Below are 25,727 nucleotides of genomic sequence, written 5' to 3' on the forward strand. Positions count from 1 at the left end.
ATGGAACATTTTTCAATACAATTTTGTAAAAAAACAGATAAAAACTACTATTTTTCTACAATTTTTCTATTTTTATATTCTTGATTTAAAAGTTGCATCACATTTAATTTTTGAACATAGTTTAGATTCGAATTAAACAATTCACTTACATTATCTGCGTTAACATATTCACTCAAAGAGTATTCATCTGAGGCATATTCTTCAATCATGTCGTTCCATTTTGCGCTTTTCATAACAAAGTGCCATTCTGCCCATGGTCCTTGATTTCCTTTAATCCATCCTAGTTTCTTTCCCAGTTGTTCATATAACCAAAAACTAAATTGAATTGGAATATTCACATACCATGCGAAGTACGGAAGCCTCCCGTCACTATGAAATAACCATTTAGAAGGTTTCAGGTAAGATTTAGCTGTCCTGTGAAAGATAATTCGATTCATTTTCCATTTTTGAGGAATAGCGGCAGATAATTTTACTACTTCATTTGATAAAAATGGTTCAAAACTTTTGAACAACCTTCTATTCACATGAAAATTAGGAATATTTAAATTCATAGAACTTGGCCATAATTCGAACCATTCTTCAGCTGTTTTCTCCCTAAAAGTTTTAATGAATTCGAAGTGATTTTTTCTTCTACGGAATACTTCTTGTACAACTTCATTATTAAACACACCTGTCGATTGCTGCTTTTCTGGTGAATAGGTAGACAATTTAATATCGGGAATAAAGGGAAATCGTTTTGACCCTCTTATTTTCTTCACCCTAGCACCTTTCAACAGTGCGTCCGAGAATAAGCCTCCGAATACAGCATCATACTCGTTCAACTTACTTTTATTATAAAAACCAAATGTGTGTGCATGAAAGTACTGAGCACCACTGCCTACAAGATCAGCACATTGAGGTAATATATCTAAATAATATGTTTTGCTTCGAGTATACAAATTAAAATTAGCTGTTTTATACAAGGTAACAGCTTTCTTAGCCATTTGACCTTCTCTATTCATATTATCGAGAAATATTATTGCTTCTCTTTTTTTATCTACCTCAGGTATCAAACCTAATAAAACTCTAGAATCTTCGCCTCCACTAATAAATTGGGCAACATTATAGGAGTGATCCGTAATAGTTTTCGTATAGGAGGTCAGTGCATTTCTAAGGGATTCTGCGACTTCTTTCTTTGTTAAATGGAGATCAACTTCACTTGGGTACCAGTAATGTTCATTTCTTTGTATATTACCTTCTGTCACTACTGTAGTGGAAGCTGGTGCTAATTGAAAGACATTCTTATACTCTGTATAGGGATAAGTAACAATTCCATGAAGGATAAAGTCTACTTTCGATACTATATCTTCTTCTAAATGACCATCAAACATTTTATTAAATACATCTACGTGACTTGCAATCATATCGGATTGACCTTGTTTTTGATAATAGTAAAGCGGTATAAAAGACATTAAATCTGTTACACTGAAAACTTCTTTTGATAATTTTTCTATTATAATAACCGCAAATGGACCATTTAGATCGTTCTGCCATTCCATCTTGCCACTTAACCATCTGTCGAAAATTGCTTTTGTTGCATCATTATTTTCGTTAACAGAAAGATGGCTATTATCCGTAAAGTTTAGTAAAGGTCCTCCTATTACTACAGCGAGATATTCATCTGTTTCATAAGGTTCAAAGCCATTATAGGGACTTTTCGTTACAAAAAGGTTTCCCCAGTCACCATGATACTCGGTAACAGTAAGGTTAAAGTCATCAGGATAAATTGACTGGAATGCATTCTTAATGTCAGAGATGCTGCATTTATTGTAAGAATATATAAAATCACTCATGTATATCACCATCAATCTTAGAATTAGCTTGTAGTTCTAGTGCTCTTCTAGCCACATAATAATATGTTTCATTACGCATTAAGTGTAAAGATAATAATTTTTTATTATGCCGTTTTTCTCTCCCAATGATAATTCTGATTATTCTTTTTAAGCTCGACAGAATCCCTCCATCATATATACCAATTGAAAGAGAATAAACTAAGTTCTTTTTAATCTTTTTATTAAATACTGATAAAGATATTTTGTCTAATTCAGAGACATAATTATCTTCCAGTTGTCTATTTAAATCATGTATATTTATTTTTTGATCGTCTTGGGATAATAACACTTGTCCATCTTCTTTATGGTGGTAAATCAACTCAAAACTCAACTCTTTTTCAAGTTTTAGTAACACAGAATAAGAGTTATCCTCTTTGTTTACATAATTTTTCGAATCAAAATAAAAATTACCCAAACTATAAAAAATAAATTTCCCTTTATACTCTTCAAATCCTTGAGGAACGTGTGGATGAGATCCTATTACAACATCTGCACCAAGATTAATGAATTGTTTATATCGCATTCGCCATTCTTGTTGGGGAATAGAGAAGTTTTCCAATCCTGCATGCGCAAGCACAACAACATAATCACATATATTTCTTAACTCGATAATCTTCTCATCTATTTCATTGTGATTAATCCAGGCATAACCACTTTTATCAGACGAATTATAGTCTAGGACACCAAACTGTGCTTCACATGCATTAATAAAACCTATCGTTATATTATTTATTTTAACTATTTGAGGGGTATAAGCTTCGGAAAAGCTCGTACCAGCCCCAATATTTCTAAGTTCATTAGCTTTTATTTCATTTAGTGTTGCTTTCAAGCCTTCTTCACCATAATCCATAATATGGTTGTTAGCTAGAGTAAGCATATCAAATCCTTGATCCTTTAATGCTGCAATCGTATTTTTGCATTGATGATGCTGAATACCAGACTTCTCCGCAGGGCCAAAATTACCTTGTATCGGTGCTTCAAAATTTGCTATTGAAAAATTTGCACCTGCAATTATATCGCGTAATGGTTCTGATATAAAATAACCGTCTTTATGTTGATAATTGACAATATCTCCGCATACAAAAATATCTACCACGTTAAGTCATCCTTTTATGCTTTTTAGTTAAATAAACAGTTCCAAATATTAAAGCAATATTTAGCACGGCACTAGCAATTCCAAAGAATGCTACTGCAACTATATCACTTGAATATAAGTAATATCCTAAAAATAATACAGATACACGCCCTATTAACATTACTATTGTAAAGATCAAATGAAACCTTTGAGCATTGATAACTGGTAATGTCTTAACTGAAGGCTGATTAATAAACATAAAATAAACCCATAGAGCCATCCATCTTGCATATTCTCCTGCCCTAAACCATTCCTCACCAAATACAAAGCTAAATAATTGAGGTCCGAATGCCACAATAATCCCATAAGGAATGAGACCAATCATTGCTAAAATCATGGTTGCCTTAATAACAATTCCAGTCACATCTTCCTTATTATTGGCTGCTTCCGATATTCTAGGATAGAACACATCTCCGACTGATTTGCCAATTAATTGCGATGGGATATTAAGTACGGTCCTACCAATCGAATAAAATCCCGCCGCTGCAGGTCCAAAAAATGCTGTTAACATTAAAACAGGAAGATTCTGAGATGATGCATTCAAGAATACTTGTGGTGAACGATATTTAGGGAAGTCTCTATACTTTCTAGCTACTTCTTTCAACTCTTCGAAATTTATGGCATTTTTTACGAATTTAAGCGGTACATTTCGTTTTGACAAGAGAAACATAAAAATCCCTTTAATTGCTTCATTAAACGCAGAGATGATTATTAATACAGATGCATAAGGGGCAAATAACCCAATTCCTGCTTTACCACCTTGTGTAACAATTACTTGTAAAATAGCTGCTTTCGCAGAAACTTTAAAACTATTTTTTCTTATAAGCCACTGTTCATTTATTTGCAGAAAACAAGCTCCTAACAAGACTACAGGTATTAAATACAAGTAACCCTGTATATCGCCAATATCAAACCATTCCACAATAAACGGTTTTAAAATTAAGAGGAGAATAGCAACTATAGCTGCTCCAGATATGGCAATGATGACAGAAAGTAAAATAAGATTCTTTGCTTCTGAATCCTTCTTAGGTAAAACGATCGCTATCGGGTAGGTTAGAGATGCAATGGGCCCCATTATTATTACGATGGCCATAAATGTCCCCATTAACCCATAATTCTCAGGACCATACACACGTGTTATTATTGGGGACAGTAGCATAGTAATTGCTTGAGCTCCTGCAGTACCCGAAACCATAATGATAACGTTTCGTATGAATTTATTTTTAAAGAACTTACTTAACTTATTAAACATGTAACTACCTCAAATTCTTATCAGATTCTAGTTCTGGATTCACCTAAATTTTTTAACAAGTTGATCAAAGTAAAGATTCCATGAATGAAAGACAACAACTTAAGAATAACAAAGCTTAGCATTTTGTAAGTGCTCGTTATCTCACTCGAACTTAAAATGTGATCTCAGGAAATGTTGTTTCTCCGATATCAGATTCCACCTTACTCTAATACCTGCGAATTGTATGATATACATGTTTTATAATAATGTAAGCATATCTTCTAGTCTTATCACTCTTTACCAATGAACTACATAATTTAAGCTTTTTCAATAAGGAAATTCTCTGATTAGTAATTCCTCTGAATACTGCGTCTTCTAATACATAGCTAAATGTTGCTTGATCAAAATGTCGCGACGCTTCTCCAAAATGCTTTATTTTTTGCACTAAATTTATAATAGATTCTATCTGTTCAATACTACTGTAATTAAATGAAAAGAAATCGTGGTATATTTCTAATTCATCATTATTAAGGTTAAATTCATAATAATTGAGCAAATCTAATTGTATCGAACTGATGACTGCTTTTCTTTTTAATGTCTTATTAGCCTTGGATTTTTTAGTGATATTTTCATGCCCACTCCTATATTTCAAAAGATATTCCGGAATAATACTTATTTTTCCAACTTTTGATAGTTGGGCCCAAAATCCATAATCTTGTGAAACGAAATGTTCAAGACTATAAGTTAATTTATGCTTGCTTACTGTATTCATTCTTACAATTGCCGATGGATTAGCAATAGGATTAAAGAACATAAGTTCGATCTTTAATTCCTCTGGTTTAGTAAAGTTAGAAGGTCTAATTTTTCTTTCATTGCTGTCATTAAATTTGATATAATACGAGCCTGCAGCGTCTATTTCAGGATTATTTTCCATGTATTTTACTTGCTCTTCCACTCTAGTTCGCACAGATATGTCATCTGAATCCATAATCACCAGATAGTCTCCAGCGGCTCTTGTTAAACCAACATTTCTTGAAAACGGTATTCCCATATTTTTTTCATTATTTATTAATTTGATTCGAGGGTCATTAAAAGAGTTTATTACCTCTACTGATTTATCTGTCGAACCGTCATTTACCAGCAAAATCTCCAAATTTTTGTACGTTTGATTTAGCATGCTGTCTAGTGTTTCTACTATATAGTCTTCACAATTATAAACTGGTATAAAAACTGTAACCAATGGTGTATTCATCTACGCAAACACTCCTATGTCATCAAATATTATCGATGTAGTCCTCTAAAAGTCCGAGCATCTTTTTCTTTTGTGATATAAATTTGTTTGGAGAAAACTGTCGTGAGATTTGAATAATTTCTTCTAAATCGTCACCATCATTCCAAATCAAGATGTGACCAGATTCCTCAAATACTTTTGCTAACTCTAATTGGTGATCATCATTATGTTCACCGTGTTGCTTTAATCGTGGAGCTGCTATTACTCTTTTATCTTTCTTTAGACCAGTTATTACAGATCCAGTACCAGCATGAGTAATAATTAAAGAGGCTTGTTCATATAATTCTTCAAGTTCGTCATAATTGATAAAAGGGATTATCTTCATTTCTTTACTTTTAAAGTCTGTATGACCAGATTGTACAACAATTTCCTCTTCAATCTTGCCACTATTTTTTAATGTTTCTATTTCATCTAATAACCTCTGGAATGGTAACTCATGAGTACCTAATAATACTAGTATCAATATATCGTCCCTCCATAAATTGCTTTAGGGTAAACTTCTTTCATTGATTCCCATTGAACGATAAATAAGTCCGCAATTGGATATACAAGTTTACCTGAAAGTGTAGGTGTTGATGACTTGGCAAAGCTCTCTATAAATATAACTTTCTTTCTAAAGAGTTTTGCTATATAGCACATAGGAACTGAAGTGTGGACACCTGTAGTAATAACCACATCTGGTCTTTCACGCATAAATATATATAATGATTTGATGATATTGTAGAAAAACTTAAATATATATTTTACTGGATAATTTCTCGCTCCATAAACTAAAAAAGACATAGGGTAATTCTCAGAAAGTTTCTTTGTGATTTCTGAATTCTCTGTAACAATATGATAATCATACTGTTTAAATAATGGTTCTAATTGTAACAATTGGGTTAAATGACCACCAATTGACGAAATTAATAAAAGCTTTTTATTTTTCATGTCATTACTCTCCATTTAAATTGTAGATGTTTAATAATTTATCTATTTGAACACTTTCCTTATTTTGGTCAGCCTGCTTCTCACCATTATCTATTAATATTTGTCTAAATGACTTATCTGTTAGTATCTTTTCCAAAGCATTAAATAATGATTCTTGATTAGCAGGTTGCACCGGTATCCCAGCATTATTTCTAAGCAAATATGATAAGCCACCAACATCACTTCCAACAACTGGAGTATGGCAAGACATTGCTTCTAATGCTACTAATCCAAACCCCTCCATATGCGAAGGCAGAACGAATACATCAGCGGCTGCCATCCATTGAGCGATTTCTTTTTGGGATTTAGGTGGATAGAAATTTATCTTTGTTAATTCTCTTGCTCCTATCTCTTTTTTTAAATCTGCTAAAAATGCTGGTTCTTTTTCAGCACCTATTAAATGTAATTCTATTTTTTGATCTTTTTTTTGGAGGTCTTGAAACGCAAAAATTAATTCTTGCACTCCTTTTGCCTTAATAAGATTACCAACAAATAAAATATGAAAATGTTCTTGATCTAAGTTTAAATTACTTTTTGTGTCCAACTTTGAACGCGGTTCAAATACCTTTCTATTTACACCCATATTTATGATGGAAACTTTACGCTCATTAATGGAGTAAGTTTGAATAATCTCTTCCTTCAACTGATAACCAACAGCAATTATATGATCTGCACCATTTAATATATAATTAGTTATCTTAGATATTATTTTATTTTTTTTTGCCATTCTATCTATATCTCCACCATGAGCAGTAACTACGACTTTCGTACCGAATATTCTCTTGAAAAACATGGCAAATAAACCTGATGGAAAAACGTAATGAGCATGGACAACATTATATTTTTTTCCATTTAGGATTAGAAATTTGAATATTTGAAACACCCATAGCAGGTATTTTTTGATAACATGCATCTTATCCATTCGTTGGTCTTGAATAGCTGCTACATCAATGTCCAGTTCTTTATCTCGTAAAGCGCTCACCTGATTTTTCACAAAAATACCAAATGATGGGTGTTTGTCGCTAGGATACATATTCGTAATTACTAAAACTTTTTTGTTTTTATTTAGCATAGCTAGATTTCAAACTCCCTTATTTTAGTTTGTCACTTGGATGAATGGACAGGACATATAAATAAGCTAAAGCAATTGCTAAATATATACCTGATGCTGGATTCAAGAGTACATGCCCCGCAAAAAATGCCACTCCTAATCCTAACCCTACTGAAACAAAGACCAGTAAATAGGATATATTAACATTTTTTAACTTAAGTCGATCGACGATGCCTTTTATAATAAAAAATCCATAGAAGATAAATAAACTAAACAATATGATTGATCCTAATATTCCATAGCCGAAAAACCAATCGAAATAGTCTATTTCAATTAATTTCATTTGTTCTTCTGTTTCGTAATTTCCACCAATACCCATTCCTAATATTTTTTGGGAGTTAGGTGAGTTTTCAAATTGTGTTAATGTATTTTCAAAAAAGTTAGCTCTCCCACTAAGTAATTTAATTACCCACTTATTCTGTAAGATGCTATGATTCGCTTTAGGTTCGCCATTTTCATCTACATTTCCTTCTGGAAAACTCTCATCTTCTCCTTCACCTAGTCCATTATCAAACTCTCCTAAATCATCCTCTCCAGTATCTTCAACCATTACATTCATGTTGTTCCAAACAGGAGAAATAGGTACATATGCAAGTGTAGCTATTAACAACCCACCAATAAATAAAGCATTTATAAATTGACCTTTTTTAATTATTTGCGCTATTAATATACCGATAAAAGCTACTCCTAGAACAAAAACACATGCCCCTAGACCAACTTTTGTTCCAATTTGGAGACTTGACCAAGCAACGACAATAATAAATGGTAATAGAAGGATTTTATGTTTAAGATTATTCTTTTTAATCATGTATAAGATCATTAGAGATAGGCCCATTGCTAATATCGCACTTAATTCATTCCCAGAGAAAAACCACCCTGAATGACCTTCTTTTACTAACTGACCGTAGCTTCGTTTTCCTGTAGAGGTTAAATCTGCGATTAACATAATAATCCCTATTATCGACATACTAATAAATATATTTCTTTGGATTATTTCTTGCCAATTATCTTTTTTTATGATTGATTGGAAAATTAAAGGGTATATAATTAACATAATAACTACGAATAATGTTTTAATTATATAATTGACTTCCTGTCCTAAGTTAAAAGGTTCTTTTACTAAGAAATTATTCACAAAGTGACTACAAATAAACACCCCTAGGACAACTAGATAAGTAAGTGCAAAGTTTTTCATTTTCGATTTCGGCAATAGTAGCACATATATACAACCTATTCCCATAGCTGCTACTCTGATCAGTTCAGAAAAAGGTAAATCTAAAAATGCTAAAACATCCAAGAATGGCTGAAAGCAAATAAAAAACACAAAGAAAAATTCTATATATTTGGACCATTTCATTCTGTTTGATTCAATTAAATTCATAACGATAGAGCTCCCCCTAGAACAAACCCACTATTTTTTGTTAAGCATTCTGATACATTATACACTATATATCGCAACTTTTTCGACAATTTTTCTAAAAAATAAAAGCCCTTATTAAAATTAAGGGCTTTAAGTTTGTCTAATTTTGCTTCTTTGTATCTAGATAGTTCAGTATTGGTCTATAATCTTTACTTATTAAACCAGTAATTTCTACAATTAATTCAACAATTATTGATAGTCCAATAATGAGAAGTGTCGCTCCCCAGATAGTAGCTTCTGTAAAAATAACTGCTGCAACACTGAACATACTACTCATTAGATAAATTAGTAAGACAGTTTGTCTGTGTGAAAAACCTAATCGTAATAAGCAATGATGCAAATGCAATTTATCTGGAGAAGATAAAGGCTTATTATTTACAACTCTTCTTATAATAGCAAAGCTTGTATCTATAATTGGCACTGCTAAAATAATTATAGGTACTAGTAAGGAGAACATTGCCACATTCTTAAATAGCCCTGATACTGCCAACACGCTGATCATATAGCCTAAAAATAGCGATCCTGTATCTCCCATAAAGATTTTTGCTGGATGGAAATTAAACAATAAGAAACCAACAGTGCTTCCTAATAGGATAAAGCCGATTAAGGCTATTAAATAGTTCCCCATTGCTACAGCAAATACAGAGATAGTAAATACTGCTATCGAGGATACCCCAGCAGCAAGTCCATCTAAACCATCAATTAAGTTAATAGCATTCGTTACACCAATAATCCATACAATAGTTATCGGGATTGCCCAAAAACCAAACTCAACTCTGTCAATAAAAGGTAATGTTACAAAATCAATCTGTATTCCACCAAGTACAGTCACTAAGGCGGCTAATAATTGACCTAATAATTTTGCTTTTGGTGAGATTTGTTTCACATCATCTACTATTCCGACTGCTGTTATAATGAGGCCACCTGCGAAAATTGGCCAAATTTCTATTGTTCTATCTATAAAAAGCAAATAGGTAATAGCAAAGCTTCCAAAAATAGCTAACCCACCCAAACGTGGCATTAATTTTTTATGAACCTTTCTATTATTTGGTTGATCTACTATTCCTGTCTTGACGGCTAATTTAATGACTAAAGGTGTTAGTAAAATTGTGAGTAGTAAACTTATTAACAAGGCTATATACAACATTTTAATCCTCCAACTCTAACTCTAGTTAAACTAAAACTCTACAATTATAGAATAAGAGACTTTTTTTAAAATTATTTCCTGAAATATTATAAACAATAACTTTAATAATTGCAATTGAAAATCTACCCATTCATTTCAAATTAATATTTTTGTAACAAAAGAAAGCTCCATTCTGGTAGTTGTAATAGAATGGAGCTTTCTTTTTTCATAATTATTTCTTCGTAAACCATCCCTTCACTCGCATCGACACGCTGTCAAAGTACGTATACACAACCGGTATTAATACTAGTGTGAAAATACTTGATACGGCAAGACCGAAGATAACGGTGACTGCCATTGGTTGCTGCATTTCGGCACCTTCGCCGTAGCCCAGGGCAAGTGGGACCATGGCGAGGATGGTGGTTAACGTGGTCATCAGGATTGGGCGCAGTCTTGTTTTTCCTGCTTCCACAATTGCTTCATATCGGTCGATGCCACGGTCTCTTAAGATGTTGATGTAGTCAACAAGCACGATGGCGTTGTTGACGACGATACCGGCGAGCATGATGACCCCGATGAAGGCGGTGATCGATAGTGGCAGGCCGGTGATGAAGAGGCCGCCGAAGACACCGACTGCTGTTGCTGGCATGGAGAACATGATGACTAGCGGATGCAAGAAGTTCTCAAATTGAACAGCCATAACAGCATAGACGAGGAAGATTGATAAGATTAACGCAAGACTTAAGTCAGCGAAAGCTTCCGTCATGTCTTCTGCCTGACCACCGATTGAGTAGTCATATTCCTCTGGGAAGTGCATCGAGTTAAGTGCATCTTCCACATTTTGTGACACAGTTCCAAGGTCACTGCCTTCGATACCAGAGGTAATATTTACTTGGCGCTGCTGATTTTCACGACTGATCGTGGCAGCACTTTGAACTTGTTCAAATTCTGCTATGGTTGATAACGGAATCGTCGTACCTTGCTGATTCTGGATTTCCAGATTTTCTAAATCGTTAATGGTAGACGTTTCATCTTCTGGATATTGCAAGGTGACGTTCATCTCTTCGCCTTCTTCACGGTATTGCATCACGGTTTGGCCGGTCATGGCGGTTTGAACCTGACTCATCACTTCCTGATACGTGAGACCATACTGGGATGCTAATTCACGATCTACCTCTACCATCATTTCTGGCTGGGTATCCGATAAGGATGACGTTGGATTATAGACGCCCTCCACATCTTCTAATACGGTTAATACTTGATCAGACAGCTCTTTTAACACATCATTCTCGGGACCGGACAGCTGAATCTGGATTGGATCGCCAAGGCTTGCTCCTGAGCTTGCCTCACTAACCGTGATCTCGGCGCCGGCAATTTCCTGTAATTGTTCATCAACTTCCTGTACGAAAGATGACGTTGTTTGCTCCCGCTCTTCTGCTGGGACGAGCTGGATCTGGTACGAGGCGTTTGAACCTCCTCCGCCTGACATCATCGCGCTTTGGCTGTTGCCACTTCCAACTGTGACATAGCTGACATCGATGATATCGTCATATTCTGCTAGCTGTGTATTCACTTTTTCGGTTAGGTCGAGTCGTTTCTCTTCACTCGTTCCTGGTGGTGTTTCTACGCTAATCGTCAGTTGGCCCTGGTCCCCTTCTGGTATAAAGGCTGTGCCGATATAAGGGATTAAGGCGAGACTTCCGATAATTGCTGCAATCGTGATAAGAATCGTTGTTTTTCTTAATTTTAATGCCCCTTTAAGGACGCGTTCGTAGCCGTTGATCACCTTTTGCATAATGCGATCAAACCAGTAACGTCTGCCGTGATCCTCCATTGCTTTCGTTAATAGCTTGGAAGATAGCATCGGAATCAGTGTAACTGCTACTGCCAGTGATGCAATCAGCGAGAACGAAATCGTTAAGGCTAGTGGCGTAAATAGCTCGGATGCGATTCCTTCTACGAACACAATCGGCAAGAATACTACCAATGTCGTCGTAGTGGAGGCAATAACCGCTGGTGCGAGTTCGGATGCACCCTTGATCGCCGCTTCTTTCATACTGTAGCCTTTTTGACGGTAGGCGACGATATTTTCTAATATAACGATCGAACTGTCGACCATCATCCCGATACCGAGGGCGAGACCACCCATTGTTAAGACGTTTAAGGTTTCACCGGTGAAATAGAGTAAAACAAACGTCGAAATAATCGCGATTGGGATGGATACACCAATAACGAGCGTGGCACGGAAACTTCTTAGGAATAACAGCAGGACGAGTAATGCAAAGATACCACCGAAGATCATATTCTGGATAACCGAATTAATCGATTGTTTAATGAAATCGGATGTATCGACGACAACATCGAGACTGACATCATCTGGAAGCTGCTGATTCAAGTCGTCCATCGCATCTAATATATTGTTAGAAACATCGACCGTGTTGCCATCAGACTGCTTAAGTATGCTGAGGACAACTGCTGTTTCATTGTTAACCAGGGCTGTACTATTTTTTTGTCTGTTATCCTGGATATCCGCTACGTCATCGAGCGTAATCTGGGCCCCTTGTGGTGTCTGGATAATCGACTGGCGAATATCATCGACCGATCCATAAGAACCGTCTATCCGGATCTGTAAATCCTGTTCACCTCGTTGCACAGTACCGGCAGAGGCGGATTGATTGGCGCCTTGTAATGACTGCTGAATCAGTTGCGTCGAGACACCGTACTGCTTCATGGCCGCTCTGTCGAGTTCAACGTCAATCACTCGTTCTTCGCCACCTTCGATACTGACGGAAGCGACACCGCTTTGACGTTCAAAATAAGGCTGAACCGTGTCTTCTGCTACAGATTGTAATTTTTGTGTATCACTGCCTGTTAAACCGACCCACATAATGGGCATTTGGTTCGGATTAAAACGGAGAACGCTTGGATCATTGGCGCCGTCTGGCAATGCCCCTTTGACCTGATCCACGCTTTCCCGGACTTCAAGTAAGGCATTATCGAGGTTCGTGCCATTTTCGAACATGACAATAACGAGTGAAGAACCCCTTTGTGACTGGGATTGAATCGTGTTGACACCTTCAATCGAGCTAAGACTGCTTTCTACTGGTTTGGAAACGAGCTGTTCCACTTCTTGTGGTGCTGCATCCGGATAGTTGGTTGCAACGACCGCAATTGGTAAATCAATTTCCGGAAATAAATCTATCGCTAAATTTCGAACGGAGATAAAACCCATTGCGATGATAGCGAGGACAATCATGATGACCCCGACTGGCCGTTTCACAGATGTTGATACTAATTTCATGATTAATCCTCCTCAGCTACTTTAATTTTACTGCCATCGACTAACGTCAGCTGGCCGCTCGTGACGAGTTGATCTCCTTCTGAAAGCTCTCCCTCCACAGCGGTTGACTGTGATTGGGTAGCTTGGACTGTGACGGCTACTTTTCGAGCTGTATCGCCATCGACCACATAGACAAACGTCTCCTGATCTTGTTCCACTAAGGCAGCGGTCGGAACCTGCAAGGCATCCTGCACAACAGTATCCTTAATAATCGCTTTGGCCACAACGCCTGCTTTTATATTGGCTGATTCATTGTCAAACGACAAATCAACTGGAAACAGACCGGAATCATTCGAGACATCTGACACGTAATCGATCGTCGCCTGCTGCGCTTCTTCGTCCTCATTACCTGTCGTGACGCTCACTTCATTTCCTTCTTCAAATAAATTCAGTTGCGTATCGGCAATTTGTAATTGGACGTTAAGACTTGTCAGATCGGTAACAACAGCTAATGGATCCTGTGTCGATACCATGGAACCTTCTTTGGCAGTCAGCTGAGTAATCACACCATCTGCTGGTGCTTCTACCGTAATCGTTCCTTGCGGGCTTGCGATCTTCGCAATATCGTCGCCTTCTTCGACTTCATCACCATTCGCTAATTCCAATTCATCGATTTCGCCCGCTACTGACGGAATAACAGGTGTGGATTGATTTGGTGAGGTTCGTCCATAAAAAACACGATCCATGACCAGATCACCTTTTGTTACTTCACCAGTTTCTACTGGCGTCACACGCTCTGTCTCTTCCTCCTGCTCTTCGTTGTCATTCTGTGAACATGCAACAAGTGTGATGATCACAATCATCAGTAAAAACAATAAACGCTTCATTCTTTTGTCCCCTCTCTGTTCTTAAAGATATTTTTTTATATTTTGCACATGGGATTGTAATACCTCATGTGTTTCTAAATGCTTGAGCATACTCTGAATAATAATGCGTTTCGGCTTTTGCTTCGTTCGTTCTTCTTCTAATACTTGGATCGCTTCTTGCGCATCCTGCTTGTCCTGTTGAGGTAACTGGGTTATCTTTTCATGTAATGCATCGATATTCTCCTGAATCGCCAGTTCATCTTTTTCATTAAATTGGGTAAGATCCTGATAGTGAAAAATCGGTGGTGCCTGTTGCTCGAGAACATCCTGAATCATTAGGTTAATATGATGGGTAATGTATGATGCCAATTGGCTGGAATCGAACTCCAGGTTATGGATCGCAATCCATTTGAAATAGCCGCTGAGCAGACTGTCGACCTGGATGATGATATCGGTCATATGTGTGGATAACGGACTGCCATAAATATTGCTCAGGCGTTCTTCCATCCAGTCGTAGCTTTGTTTATGTAGACTACGGATCAGGTCATCCATCTTGTCACCGAGGTGAATATTATCACGAAAATGCATTAATAAATATTCTTTGTGGTCTTTATATAATTCAAGAAAGGCTGCTATTTGATTTGTGAATGCTTCAAACGGATCATCCGAGGAATCTTCCATACGGTTAAGTTTCTCCATGATGGTTTCGGAATAGTATTTGAAGATTTCTACTAACAAATCATCTTTTGAATCAAAATGGATGTAAAAGGCGCCTTTGGATACTTCACTGGTGGAGGCAATCTCTTGAATAGAAGTCGTGTGAAATCCTTTTTCTGCGAAGAGTTTCAGACTTTCCTGCATGATTCGTTTCTTTTTATCTTCCAGTTTCGACATGGCTTTCTCTCCCCTCTTTCTTGTACGATAGCTGAACTACAGAGGTTTCACTTTTTCTCATGACTGGTCAGTCACACCTCCACATTAACAACTATCAAAGCGTGTTGCAATAATTGTGTTTCAACTTTTTTTCTGCTGACTTGTTGAAAACATAATAAAAGCCAATACTTCCTGATATGAAGATTGGCTTTTATTCTTACTTATTCATTTTCTGTATTATCTTCTTCGTTGTCTACCGCATCTTCCATATTTTGTTCGGCTTCATCCATGGTATCTTCCATTTCTTCGCCCATGTCTTCACCTGTGTTTCCTTCTTCGGTAGTGCCTTCATCTGTGGTACCTTCATCAATAGTGCCCGTTCCAGTTCCTTCTTCTGGGTTGTCACCCGTATCGCCAGGTACTTCTTCCTCTTCTGTACCTGTTTGGTCATCCTCTTGCTGTTGTTCTTCTTCTAATGGTTCTTCTTCTTCACTATCTGCACAACCTGCAAGAAAAGCAAGTGATAATAAAAAGGCACTTAGGTACTTGATGTACTTCGTTTTCATAAGGTGTTGTCCTCCTTTTAAGTCGTCTTCAGTGCTAGCTTAACCAACTTTTTCGAATTATATGCTTATGTGGAATGGAAATTTTTTGATGGGTGGATATGTGGGGAGATATGGTGTGGATTTGATAAGATTTGCTGAATGCGGGGTTGTGGTGGATTGGTGTTGTATGGTTACGAGGGGTGGTTGACCACTGCTTTTCGTTGTTTTGGTTGGTTAAAAGTTGTCGAGAGAATAGATCTTTTTCTGGGGGTGTTGATTCGGCTTGGATTGGCTTCGCTTTCGTACGTTAGTTGCTTTTGGCGATGTGCGGCGGGCTGTAGGATGAAGCTTTGAGTTTTTCTTACGGAATATGGACTTGACTCTTCTATCGGACAGTTGAGCGCTGTTCCTCTCGCTTTTTGGCCGTTTGATTCCTTCTATCGGACAATTGAGCACTGCTCCTCTCGCTTTTTGGCCGTTTGAACCTTTCTATCGGACAGTTGGGCACTGCTTCGCTCCCTTTTTGGCCGTTTGAAACCTTCTATCGGACAGTTGGACACTGCTCCTCTCGCTTTTTGGCCGTTTGAAACCTTCTATCGGACAGTTGGGCACTGCTTCGCTCCCTTTTTGGCCGTTTGAACCCTTCTATCGGACAGTTGGACACTGCTTCGCTCGCTTTTTGGCCGTTTGAACCCTTCTATCGGACAGTTGGACACTGCTCCTCTCGCTTTTTGGCCGTTTGAGCTCTTCTATCGGACAATTAGACACTGCTTCGCTCCCTTTTTGGCCATTTGAACCTTTCTATCGGACAATTGGACACTGCTTCGCTCCCTTTTTGGCCGTTTGAACCTTCCTATCGGACAGTTGGGCACTGCTTCGCTCCCTTTTTGGCCGTTTGAACCTTTCTATCGGACAATTGGACACTGCTCCACTCCTCTTTTGGTCGTTTGAATCCTTCTATCGGACAGTCTAATCCGAATAAACCTCTCATTCGTTCATTAATCAAATTTTCCATCTTGAGTTATGATCGAATTGACAGCTCGTTCATTCGGTAAGACCACCCTTACCGTCAAGTTAAATAAAAAAACAGAACATAACACAGGAGAATTCCAATCGTCTGCTGAGTTATGTTCTGCTTTTCATGTAAATACTATTTTACCGCAAATGTAATTTCTGCTTCGCATGCTAGGTCGTCGCCTACTTTAGCTACTGCTTTGCCTTTGCCGATTGGGCCTTTGATGCGGATGATTTCTACTTCTAATTGCAGTTGGTCGCCTGGTTTTACTTGACGCTTGAAACGGCATTTATCGATACCGGCCAGGAAACCGATTTTTCCTTTGTTTTCCTCTTTGCTTAAGATTGCTACAGCACCTACTTGAGCAAGGGCTTCAACGATTAGGACACCGGGCATTACCGGGTAATCGGGGAAGTGTCCCTGGAAAAAAGGTTCATTGATCGTTACGTTCTTTTTTCCGGTGATTTTTGTGTCATTTTGTTCAGTGATTTGATCCACTAGTAAAAATGGGTAACGATGTGGAATCGTCTCTTTAATTTCTTGAATATCCATGATAGGTTTGTCTCCTTCCATTTACATACAATAAGGATCAGTGCAATTGCCTGATCCCTTTTCCTCTATTTACGAATAAAATCGATGATATGCTGCCATGTTTGCCATTTCAGCACATCTAACGGGCTGCCATCTCCTAGTATGCTAAATCCTACAATAAGTCCAATGATAAGCGCAAATAAGCCGAGCACTAAAAAGATGAGAAGCTTTGCCCAGATAGGAATAAGCCTTCGAACATAGCGTTTTTCCTTTTCCTTGGCTTTTTCCTGCTTCTGCTTTTCTTTCACTTCAGCTCTTTTTTCATTCTTTTGCTTCTTTTCCTGCTTGGATTCAGTTGGTTGTTTTTCGTTCTTTATTTGCTCTGACATACGAGATGGCTCCTTATTTCGACTTTATCTCAATTGATTAATTAGACCATTTATCTGGTCGTGCATCGAGATTGTTCGCGCGTTAAACTGATAGGCGCGCTGTGTTTCAATCATATCGGTTGTTTGTTTGGCAATATCTACATTTGATCCTTCCAGTGCCCCGCTTTGGACACGGATTGTATCGACGTCATTTATAATTTCGTTTAGTGGATAATTGGTAAGACTGTCCTCTGATAATCGGAAAAGCGATTCACCTGATGCCTCGAACAGACGAGGTCGCACAGCTTCCACGACACCGAGCTGTCCTTCGACAACTTGAACGCCATTCCTTGTTACATTGATCATACCATTTTCGTCAATGGTCAAGTCTTCCATATTATCCGCTAACGTGATCGGCTGTTGATTTGCACCAAGTACCGGATTACCGTTCGAGGTAACCAGCATCACCGTATCATTTTCCATCGGACTTAAGTAAAAGTTACCCGCTCTCGTATAACGAACCTCTTGCTGACCATTCTCCTCAACCGCTACTTGAAAAAATTGATTATCTTCAAGCAATGCAACATCGAGGTTGCGATCCGTTGTCTGCAACGAACCTTGGGTGAAATCAAAATTAGTATGCCCTAATTTTGCTCCTGTTCCTACACGTAGACCTTCCGGCGTTAATCGGCCGGTTTCATTGGTTGGATCTGCTTCGAGATTGATTTGTTGCGACAATAATGAAGAGAAATTGGCATCACGGTTTTTGTAGCCAGTCGTATTGGTATTGGCGATATTATTCGCGATATTATCTAGTCGTTTCTGCAATTGCCCCATTGTCGCGGCAGCTTGAAAAGTCATTCTAGTCATCGGCTTCTACCCCTTTAGTTATCCAAGTCGTGCAATTTCATTGACCGCTTTGTCCAAGCTGCGATCATATTGCTGCACAACCTTCTGATTGGCTTCAAAACTACGATATGCCTGCATCATATCAGTCATCGTCTGTTGCGTATCCACATTGGAATTCTCCAGATGATTTTGCTGGATGCTGTATTGCAATCCTGCTAAGCCACCGGCATTGACTAACGCTTGTCCATCTTCAGCCAGTTCGAACAGGTCCTGTCCATTTTTCACTAGATCATTGGCATTGGCACTGTAGGCAATCCCGAGAGGAATCTCTTCACCTGCCACCTGAACCATACCATCTGTTGACACAGTAAAATCAAGCCCATTCGTATTAATCGGATTACCGGCTTCGTCTAATACATAGTAACCATTATTAGTCGTCAGATTTCCTTCACCATCTACTGTGAAATTACCGTTTCGTGTATAACGAATATCGCCATCACCATTCTGAACCGTGAAAAAAATCGAGCCGTTCTCATCTGGTGTGGTGCCTTGCACGAGTGCCATATCAGTCGAGACACCTGTTTCTTTTAACGTGCCTTGTACAAAATCAGGGATCGTTTCCTGCACGTACACACCTGTATTGATTGCCCCGAGCTCTGTCATTGTCGGGATCTTCGTACCTTCCGTTGTTGGCAATTCACGGTTTTCCATCCGTTGAATCAGCAGTTCAGGAAATGCTCTTAGTGTTGCGGTATCTTGTTTATAGCCTGGTGTTTGCGCATTCGTCATGTTATTCGACATCACTTCTAGACTGCGCTGCTGCGCCATCATGCCATTTGTCGCTGTGTAGAAACCTCTTAACATCGGTTGAACCTCACTTTCGGTTACGTTATACGATAGAACGTTCTAATTTATCGATATTATCGAGCATAATTCCGGTACCTTTTGCCACACAGTTCATTGGTTCTTCTGCAAGCAGGACTGGTACTTTTAATTCTTCTGCCAATAATTGATCTAATCCGTTTAGTAATGCACCGCCGCCTGTTAGAATCACACCTCTGTCGATGATGTCTGCGGACAGCTCTGGTGGTGTTTTTTCCAGAACGGTTTTCGCTGATTGTACGATTAAAGCGATCGATTCACGCAATGCTTCTTCTACTTCTTCCGAACGAATCGTAATCGTTCTTGGTAAACCTGACACCATGTCACGGCCGCGGATATCGATTTCCTCGCTGCGGGCTCCTTGGAATACCGTTGCAACATTGATTTTAATATCTTCTGCTGTGCGCTCACCAATTAATAATTTATATTTACGTTTTACATACTGAAGAATTTCAGCATCGAATTTGTCCCCAGCCATTTTGATCGATTGTGCCGTTACAATATCACCCATTGATAACACAGCGACATCTGTTGTTCCACCACCGATATCAACTACCATATTACCGCTAGGCTGAAAAATATCCATTCCCGCGCCAATCGCTGCTACCTTAGGTTCTTCTTCTAAGTATACTTTCTTTCCACCGGATTTCTCGGCTGCTTCCTTAATCGCCTTTTGCTCCACTTTCGTTATGTTTGTCGGGCAGCAGATTAACATTCTTGGCTTTGACAAGAATCCTTTTACATTAATTTTGTTAATAAAATATTTCAGCATCGCTTCTGTTACGTCAAAGTCAGCGATGACACCATCTTTCAACGGACGAATCGCCTCGATGTTGCCAGGTGTACGACCAACCATACGACGAGCCGCTTCCCCTACTTCGAGAACCTTACCAGTGTTACGATCCATTGCTACAACTGATGGTTCGTCTAGTACAATCCCTTTTCCTTTTACATGAATCAGCACATTCGCTGTTCCTAAATCTATTCCAATATCTCTTGAAAACATGAACGATTATCCTCCCTATTTCAATACCTTGTGATCCATTTCGTCTAGGACGTTGTTTGTTATGTATGTAAGCTTTATAGAAGAATCATTATTATTATGGTACATAATACCTCTAATTATATATAATATCACAAAATGATCCAGATCGTTATAGCTTTCCATAAAAAATGTCAATATTTTTAGGAAAATATGTGGATGCTGTCGGATCTTAGATGGTATTGGCGAATGGTTGTTGGGAATAGGCTATTTGAAAAAGGATTCCAGATGAATTAGAGAGGATAATGTGCTGCTACTTTGTAATAAGTTCTTCTGGATGTGGTGGTGCTTGTTTGCCATGAAGTTGATATTTCATTTTGGTCGCTTCCCCACCCCTTAAATGACGGATTGATTTATGGTGAGTTAATATTTCTTTTACTTCGTTAGCTAAGTCGGGATGTAATTCTGGTAAGCGCTCTGTCAAATCTTTGTGTACCGTGCTTTTGGACACTCCAAATTCTTTCGCTATGACTCGAACTGTTTTCTTCGTTTCTACGATGTACCTGCCAATCTTTAATGTTCGTTCTTTGATGTAGTCATGCACTTTACTCGCCTCCCATAGTTGTCAGTCCAAGGCGTGAATTGAGACAAGCATTGCGTATAAAAATACATAGGATACTGAGATGAGAACTTCACCTTAGACAAATAAAAGATAATTTGTAACATCTTATTACTCAGCAAAGCCCAATATGACAGTAATTTTTGGGACATACCTATGCTCGATCGCTTTTCAAGTGGCGAGGAGAGCGTATTCATATGGATTGGACAAGCAGTGTTTGCCGGATGGATATTGGAATGGGACAAATGGTGGGACAGGCTGGTGTGTGGGGGGATGTGGCGGAGTTTTTGGTATGGGGGGTTGGGTGAGTGGCGGGCGAGGGATATGGGATGGAAGTTGTTTTGGGTGAGTGGGTGGGCGGGGGATTTGTTGGCTGGCTTTGTGCAGATACGATCTGCGAATGAACGCTTTTCTATTGGGCTTCTATGTTTTGGAGACAAATCTGCTGCTTGCATTGGTTTTTTTGGTCCCTTCCTGGGTAATGGATACAAATCTATGATGGCTGCTCTCCGCTTTTGGGTCCTTTCTCGCTAAACGATACAAATCCATGGTCGCTGCTTCCTACTTTTGGGTCCTTTCTCGTTAAACGATACATATCTATGGTCGCTGCTTCACACTTTTGGGTCCTTTCTTGCTAAACGATACAAATCCATGGGGACTGCTCTCCACTTTTGGGTCCTTTACCGCTAAACGATACAAATCTATGGTCGCTGCTTCACACTTTTGGGTCCTTTACCGCTAAACGATACAAATCTATGGGGACTGCTTCACCCTTTTGGATCCTTTCTCGTTAAACGATACAAATCTGCCGCTTGGCTTCTGACTCTTGTCTCCTTTCCGCTGCAATGGATACAAATCTATGAGAGGATGCCCTACTTTTGGCTCCTTTCGCCATTTGTTCTCTTTTACATAGCCACACTCTACTGCTTGCACAAAAGGAAAAAGGTGATGGCTGCACCATCACCTTTCATCCGATATCACCGTAGTCTGGGTCCTCTTTTTTAATTGACTTCATTAACCGAATTTCCCCTATTCCCTTGGATTATCTTTTTTATCACGGTACTAACCGTCCGTAATCTCCACACTTCAAGATTCGAGAGATAAATAAGAAGATAAGTGGGTGATAAACGAACAATAACTTCCTGATAAGTTTCGCTATCAATCAGCGAGGGGTCAAAACCCACACTGATTGGAGTCTCACTTTATAAACCTAATCCTTCCGAAGCTTTGAGTGGCAGTTTTGCGAAAAAATGATCACTCCTTTTCTCCATAAAGTGTTGGTAAGAATATATAAAGAAATGCTGTTTCTTGGTGGCGAGTCCTAAATAATACTGCGAAAAAGGGGTGCTGAATTCCAAGTTTTCCAATAGTTGTTGAGCCACGTCGAAGTTCCCTCTCGCAATTTCAAGGTGCGCTTTTTCTACGGGATGTTCTGTATCAACACCATCCGTCTTTCCGAAGTGCGCACAAACAAACGGATAAGTGAAATTATCAATCCTATCTAAGATCTCTCTATCATCTAAGGCAAGTGCCAAATATTTTGCCTCTTCGATGTGATAGATACAGGAATGAAAATCTTCATAAATATACGTTAACGCCAAATCCAGATGGAGCTGTGCTTTTTGTATTGCCTGATGTGGTAGTTGTAATGCTTCATATGCATGTTTCCTCGCCAGAATTAATTCGTTACGCTTCCAATAATAATGGAACAAAATCATTTGAATTCTGCTATTAAAGAATGTAATCAAAAGCGGATTGTCCACATAGCGTATCTGTTTTTGGATTTTGTTCAAGAAATATCCGATTCTCTCAAAGTTATATACTTTTGAATCTACCTCTATATTTAAAAAGTATTTTATACACTTTAATTCAGGTGTGTCGGCGGAAACCGTTTTCGCAAGAGCCCTAACTTCATGGGCAGGTTTGCCATCTCTTAGATGGAGCATAAGCTTGTATAGTTTTGCCGCATTTTTATTTACTGGATGGGCATGGTCCATATTTAATTTTATATAGTATTGCAGTTCCTCGTAGGATCGATTGATGTAAAAGTATTCTAAGGCAAGGCGTTGGTCTGTGGTGGAATTACTAAGAAGTAAAAAATCTTTAGTGATGGACAGTTCCTGTGTTTCGTCGTTATCCAAGCTGATCATCGTGAGGAATTGTGAGAGCTGCATCTGCTTCTCTGATTCAACATATTCGCGGATCATCCCTGTTTTTATTTTTGTAGTTTCCATTTGCGATCTCCTTTCACATTACTATATTATTTCATATTCGAGATAGATTTCAATAGGTAAATCGGTATATTCGTTCGTCAAATACCTCATATTATCGACAGATCGATCGCTTTTAGAAACGTTTTGTTCGTTGTATATAATACTTAAACTTCCTACCATCTGATCTTATATACTTCTTCCTTTCATTCCAATTGTGTAAACTAGTATTTTATTGCTGTTTAACAACTTCGGAGACTGATGAATACTGCTAAAAGCCTCATCTCATCCTAGCACATGAATCATTTTCAAAATAATCAATCTGTAAATTTTTTTATCTAAGAGATTCTGACACACAAAAAAATCTCCTTACCTATTTTCACAGGTAAGGAGATTCGTTTTTATGCGTTTTCCATTGCGCTTGAAGATTCACTGTTTTCCATTTCAGATTCGTTGTTATTCGTTGAATCTTCTTCGGTATCCTCTGGTGTCTCTTCTGCATCATCTGTATTGTCTTCTTCTTCAGCAGCAGGGGCTTTATCTTCGCTATCATCTGCTTCTGTTCCTTGGTCTGACTCTGTGTCTGTTTCGCTATCAGCTTCGGCATCGTCTTGATCAGGGGCTACAATCTTGTTAATTGGTTGATTAACAAAATCTTCTGGATTCACTGGTGTACCATCTTTTCTTACTTCAAAGTGTACGTGAATTCCATTTTCCTGACCTAGCGTGTTCTGTCCAGCTGTTGCGATTGCTTGACCTTGTTCTACTGTACTGCCTTGCTCTACGAAAATCTCTTCTAAACTAGCGTAATACGTTGTCACACCGAAATCATGCTCTAATTTTACAACGTTACCTAGTAAAGGATCCTGTTTCACTTCGACTACTTCACCTGATAGTGCAGCACTTACGTCAAAAGCTTCATCTCCGGATGTTGAGATATCAATGCCATCGCTTTGATAGTATTGATTTTCGTGTAGAATTAACGCTTGTTCCTGTGTTTCTGCATCTGCACCATAATCATAAAATTTTGTCACGATTTCCGTTTGCAAGTCTTGCGCTACTGGCATCTCCAGCATTTCTTGTTGTTGCATGACTGTTGTTGCATCTTCTTCATCCTGACTGTCTTGCTCACCATTCAATTGATCTTGCATGTCTTCTGCAGCCTCTGGAACTTGATTGATAGCATTCTGATACCATAATACCCCTGTTAAAAGTAGAGCCGCTACTGCTAAATAAACTGCAGGAAAGAACCATCTTTTCTTGAAGATACGTTTCCAGCTATTTTTTGAAACGTTTTTGTTTTCCTCCATTATGCATCACCTCAGCAACCATTGTGATCAAATAGAGGAAAAAATATACATGGAAAAATTATTTTTTTACTAAAAGTTTTGGTGTCGCCTTTTCAAGCGTAGAAACCTGCACGCCCTGATAGTAATATTCGATGATCTCTTCATACGTTTTTCCTTCCTTCGCCATGCCATTTGCCCCGTATTGGCTCATACCGACACCATGACCGTACCCTTTCGTCGTGAAGACGTAATGATCGTCTTTTTTCGAAATGGTGAAGTCATTGGATGGCAGGCCTAATAATTCTCGTATATCACGGCCTGTGAACGTATTATCACCTATTTTGGCGGTTGCTACCCGTTTACTTTCCGTTCTCGTCAATTGAAAATCATTGATCTGACTGGAAATCGTTACGTCTAATTTCTTCTCTAGCTCTGCCTTTGTAAAAATCTTCTGATCAAAAAATTTAGGTGAAATCTCTTCATCCCATGGGCTTTCTACTGTTCGAAGGTATGGCAACTCACCTTCCCAGTAATCTTCCGAGTTCTCAGTATACCCATTACTTGTAGAGAAAAACGCTGGTGTAATAGGCTGATTGCTATACGTTATAATCTTACCTTGTGTCGCTGCTACAGCTTCTGTGATTTTGTCCATTTTCCAATGATAATCACTACCCCATACCTGGCGCAGTTCCTCTGTGCTCTTATACACCTGATGCTGGACGGTATCGGTTACATCTGCTCCACCTTCCAGCTTACCTTGTTGACCTTGCGATAGGTATTGCGTGATATACGTTCTTGCCGCCAGCGCTTGTGCCTTCAATGCTTCTAATTCAAAATCTGCGGGCATCTCTGAGGCAACCACATGTACGACATAATCCTCCAATGGTACTTTTTCGACTTCGTCCGTTTCACTACGTAAGACATTGACATCAAAAGGAGAATCCAATGTGACGGGTGCTGCGGCTGTCGCTTCTTCTGCCTGTTGTTCGCTGGATGCTTGTGTGGCGTTGTCCCCTTTAAAAGGAATAACAATAATAGTAGGGACGATGAACATAAAGGTCAGCAAAGTTGCTACGATGACTAGGAAAGGCAATTTCCAGTTGGATTGTTTGGTTTTTTTGTACTGCCATTTGGCCATGAATAACCTCCTCATTCTTGTCTTGCAATTCTACTCTATTTTATTCACAAGATTAGGAGAATAGAACAGGAGAAACGTAAAAGAAAAAAGAGGACTAGCATATGTCTAAGCTGTCCTCTTATCTCT

At 38.5% G+C, this 25,727-nt stretch carries 23 protein-coding genes; all 23 read right to left on the bottom strand.

What is annotated here, in order from left to right:
* Positions 1-47: 47 nt before the first annotated feature.
* Positions 48-1,832 (bottom strand): asparagine synthetase B family protein, encoded by a 1,785-nt coding sequence (locus MUN87_RS09265; RefSeq protein ID WP_244747489.1) that lies wholly within the window; start codon positions 1,830-1,832, stop codon positions 48-50.
* A complete protein-coding gene (locus tag MUN87_RS09270) occupies positions 1,825-2,967 on the bottom strand; it encodes a CapA family protein (RefSeq protein WP_244747490.1) in 1,143 nt (380 codons plus the stop codon). Before MUN87_RS09270 ends, MUN87_RS09265 begins: the two co-directional genes overlap by 8 nt.
* Position 2,968: 1 nt before the next feature.
* Positions 2,969-4,258 carry a lipopolysaccharide biosynthesis protein gene (locus MUN87_RS09275; protein WP_244747491.1) on the bottom strand — a complete coding sequence of 430 codons (1,290 nt, stop codon included), beginning with the start codon at positions 4,256-4,258 and terminating at the stop codon, positions 2,969-2,971.
* A gap of 205 nt (positions 4,259-4,463) precedes the next feature.
* Positions 4,464-5,489 (bottom strand): glycosyltransferase family 2 protein, encoded by a 1,026-nt coding sequence (locus tag MUN87_RS09280; protein ID WP_244747492.1) that lies wholly within the window; start codon positions 5,487-5,489, stop codon positions 4,464-4,466.
* Between the two features lie 22 nt (positions 5,490-5,511).
* Positions 5,512-5,991, bottom strand: coding sequence for a PssE/Cps14G family polysaccharide biosynthesis glycosyltransferase (gene pssE / locus MUN87_RS09285; protein WP_244747493.1), 480 nt, complete (start codon positions 5,989-5,991; stop codon positions 5,512-5,514).
* A complete protein-coding gene (pssD, locus tag MUN87_RS09290) occupies positions 5,988-6,458 on the bottom strand; it encodes a PssD/Cps14F family polysaccharide biosynthesis glycosyltransferase (RefSeq protein ID WP_244747494.1) in 471 nt (156 codons plus the stop codon). Before pssD ends, pssE begins: the two co-directional genes overlap by 4 nt.
* A gap of 4 nt (positions 6,459-6,462) precedes the next feature.
* A complete protein-coding gene (locus MUN87_RS09295; protein ID WP_244747495.1) occupies positions 6,463-7,569 on the bottom strand; it encodes a glycosyltransferase in 1,107 nt (368 codons plus the stop codon).
* Positions 7,570-7,588: 19 nt separating this feature from the next.
* Positions 7,589-8,989: an O-antigen ligase family protein gene (locus MUN87_RS09300; RefSeq protein ID WP_244747496.1), complete on the bottom strand. Its 1,401-nt coding sequence runs from the start codon at positions 8,987-8,989 to the stop codon at positions 7,589-7,591.
* Between the two features lie 139 nt (positions 8,990-9,128).
* Positions 9,129-10,175 (bottom strand): MraY family glycosyltransferase, encoded by a 1,047-nt coding sequence (locus MUN87_RS09305; protein WP_244747497.1) that lies wholly within the window; start codon positions 10,173-10,175, stop codon positions 9,129-9,131.
* Positions 10,176-10,386: 211 nt separating this feature from the next.
* The gene (locus tag MUN87_RS09310; RefSeq protein ID WP_244747498.1) at positions 10,387-13,455 is read right to left on the bottom strand and encodes an efflux RND transporter permease subunit; all 3,069 of its coding nucleotides are present in this window, start codon (positions 13,453-13,455) and stop codon (positions 10,387-10,389) included.
* 2 nt (positions 13,456-13,457) lie between these two features.
* On the bottom strand, positions 13,458-14,321 hold the full coding sequence (locus tag MUN87_RS09315; RefSeq protein WP_244747499.1) for an efflux RND transporter periplasmic adaptor subunit: 864 nt from the start codon (positions 14,319-14,321) through the stop codon (positions 13,458-13,460).
* Between the two features lie 21 nt (positions 14,322-14,342).
* On the bottom strand, positions 14,343-15,194 hold the full coding sequence (locus MUN87_RS09320) for a TetR/AcrR family transcriptional regulator (protein WP_244747500.1): 852 nt from the start codon (positions 15,192-15,194) through the stop codon (positions 14,343-14,345).
* 200 nt (positions 15,195-15,394) lie between these two features.
* The gene (locus tag MUN87_RS09325; RefSeq protein ID WP_244747501.1) at positions 15,395-15,739 is read right to left on the bottom strand and encodes a hypothetical protein; all 345 of its coding nucleotides are present in this window, start codon (positions 15,737-15,739) and stop codon (positions 15,395-15,397) included.
* 832 nt (positions 15,740-16,571) lie between these two features.
* Positions 16,572-16,724 carry a hypothetical protein gene (locus tag MUN87_RS09330; RefSeq protein ID WP_244747502.1) on the bottom strand — a complete coding sequence of 51 codons (153 nt, stop codon included), beginning with the start codon at positions 16,722-16,724 and terminating at the stop codon, positions 16,572-16,574.
* 144 nt (positions 16,725-16,868) lie between these two features.
* Positions 16,869-17,285 (bottom strand): 3-hydroxyacyl-ACP dehydratase FabZ, encoded by a 417-nt coding sequence (gene fabZ / locus MUN87_RS09335; RefSeq protein WP_439649650.1) that lies wholly within the window; start codon positions 17,283-17,285, stop codon positions 16,869-16,871.
* A 65-nt stretch (positions 17,286-17,350) separates the two neighbouring features.
* Positions 17,351-17,653 carry a DNA-directed RNA polymerase subunit beta gene (locus MUN87_RS09340; RefSeq protein ID WP_244747503.1) on the bottom strand — a complete coding sequence of 101 codons (303 nt, stop codon included), beginning with the start codon at positions 17,651-17,653 and terminating at the stop codon, positions 17,351-17,353.
* Positions 17,654-17,677: 24 nt separating this feature from the next.
* Positions 17,678-18,502 (bottom strand): flagellar hook-basal body protein, encoded by an 825-nt coding sequence (locus MUN87_RS09345; RefSeq protein WP_244747504.1) that lies wholly within the window; start codon positions 18,500-18,502, stop codon positions 17,678-17,680.
* Between the two features lie 18 nt (positions 18,503-18,520).
* Positions 18,521-19,345, bottom strand: a complete 825-nt coding sequence (locus MUN87_RS09350) for a flagellar hook-basal body protein (protein ID WP_244747505.1) — start codon at positions 19,343-19,345, stop codon at positions 18,521-18,523.
* A 25-nt stretch (positions 19,346-19,370) separates the two neighbouring features.
* Complete coding sequence (locus MUN87_RS09355; protein WP_244747506.1) at positions 19,371-20,369, bottom strand: rod shape-determining protein; 999 nt, start codon at positions 20,367-20,369, stop codon at positions 19,371-19,373.
* Positions 20,370-20,658: 289 nt separating this feature from the next.
* Positions 20,659-20,949 (bottom strand): sporulation transcriptional regulator SpoIIID, encoded by a 291-nt coding sequence (gene spoIIID, locus MUN87_RS09360; RefSeq protein WP_244747507.1) that lies wholly within the window; start codon positions 20,947-20,949, stop codon positions 20,659-20,661.
* Between the two features lie 1,217 nt (positions 20,950-22,166).
* Positions 22,167-23,198: an AimR family lysis-lysogeny pheromone receptor gene (locus MUN87_RS09365; RefSeq protein ID WP_244747508.1), complete on the bottom strand. Its 1,032-nt coding sequence runs from the start codon at positions 23,196-23,198 to the stop codon at positions 22,167-22,169.
* 377 nt (positions 23,199-23,575) lie between these two features.
* The gene (gene spoIIQ / locus MUN87_RS09370) at positions 23,576-24,484 is read right to left on the bottom strand and encodes a stage II sporulation protein SpoIIQ (RefSeq protein ID WP_244747509.1); all 909 of its coding nucleotides are present in this window, start codon (positions 24,482-24,484) and stop codon (positions 23,576-23,578) included.
* 58 nt (positions 24,485-24,542) lie between these two features.
* Positions 24,543-25,601 (bottom strand): stage II sporulation protein D, encoded by a 1,059-nt coding sequence (gene spoIID, locus MUN87_RS09375; RefSeq protein WP_244747510.1) that lies wholly within the window; start codon positions 25,599-25,601, stop codon positions 24,543-24,545.
* Positions 25,602-25,727 lie beyond the last annotated feature (126 nt).

It is taken from the genome of Gracilibacillus salinarum (assembly GCF_022919575.1).
Classification (GTDB): Bacteria; Bacillota; Bacilli; order Bacillales; family Amphibacillaceae; genus Gracilibacillus; species Gracilibacillus salinarum.

Excerpts from the sequence above, each read along its gene's own strand:
- MUN87_RS09265 (WP_244747489.1), bottom strand. The coding sequence starts at position 1,832 with ATGAGTGATTTTATATATTCTTACAATAAATGCAGCATCTCTGACATT.
- MUN87_RS09275 (WP_244747491.1), bottom strand. The coding sequence starts at position 4,258 with ATGTTTAATAAGTTAAGTAAGTTCTTTAAAAATAAATTCATACGAAAC.
- MUN87_RS09280 (WP_244747492.1), bottom strand. The coding sequence starts at position 5,489 with ATGAATACACCATTGGTTACAGTTTTTATACCAGTTTATAATTGTGAA.
- pssD (WP_244747494.1), bottom strand. The coding sequence starts at position 6,458 with ATGAAAAATAAAAAGCTTTTATTAATTTCGTCAATTGGTGGTCATTTA.
- MUN87_RS09295 (WP_244747495.1), bottom strand. The coding sequence starts at position 7,569 with ATGCTAAATAAAAACAAAAAAGTTTTAGTAATTACGAATATGTATCCT.
- MUN87_RS09300 (WP_244747496.1), bottom strand. The coding sequence starts at position 8,989 with ATGAATTTAATTGAATCAAACAGAATGAAATGGTCCAAATATATAGAA.
- MUN87_RS09305 (WP_244747497.1), bottom strand. The coding sequence starts at position 10,175 with ATGTTGTATATAGCCTTGTTAATAAGTTTACTACTCACAATTTTACTA.
- MUN87_RS09310 (WP_244747498.1), bottom strand. The coding sequence starts at position 13,455 with ATGAAATTAGTATCAACATCTGTGAAACGGCCAGTCGGGGTCATCATG.
- MUN87_RS09315 (WP_244747499.1), bottom strand. The coding sequence starts at position 14,321 with ATGAAGCGTTTATTGTTTTTACTGATGATTGTGATCATCACACTTGTT.
- MUN87_RS09320 (WP_244747500.1), bottom strand. The coding sequence starts at position 15,194 with ATGTCGAAACTGGAAGATAAAAAGAAACGAATCATGCAGGAAAGTCTG.
- MUN87_RS09325 (WP_244747501.1), bottom strand. The coding sequence starts at position 15,739 with ATGAAAACGAAGTACATCAAGTACCTAAGTGCCTTTTTATTATCACTT.
- fabZ (WP_439649650.1), bottom strand. The coding sequence starts at position 17,285 with ATGGATATTCAAGAAATTAAAGAGACGATTCCACATCGTTACCCATTT.
- MUN87_RS09340 (WP_244747503.1), bottom strand. The coding sequence starts at position 17,653 with ATGTCAGAGCAAATAAAGAACGAAAAACAACCAACTGAATCCAAGCAG.
- MUN87_RS09345 (WP_244747504.1), bottom strand. The coding sequence starts at position 18,502 with ATGACTAGAATGACTTTTCAAGCTGCCGCGACAATGGGGCAATTGCAG.
- MUN87_RS09350 (WP_244747505.1), bottom strand. The coding sequence starts at position 19,345 with ATGTTAAGAGGTTTCTACACAGCGACAAATGGCATGATGGCGCAGCAG.
- MUN87_RS09355 (WP_244747506.1), bottom strand. The coding sequence starts at position 20,369 with ATGTTTTCAAGAGATATTGGAATAGATTTAGGAACAGCGAATGTGCTG.
- MUN87_RS09365 (WP_244747508.1), bottom strand. The coding sequence starts at position 23,198 with ATGGAAACTACAAAAATAAAAACAGGGATGATCCGCGAATATGTTGAA.
- spoIIQ (WP_244747509.1), bottom strand. The coding sequence starts at position 24,484 with ATGGAGGAAAACAAAAACGTTTCAAAAAATAGCTGGAAACGTATCTTC.
- spoIID (WP_244747510.1), bottom strand. The coding sequence starts at position 25,601 with ATGGCCAAATGGCAGTACAAAAAAACCAAACAATCCAACTGGAAATTG.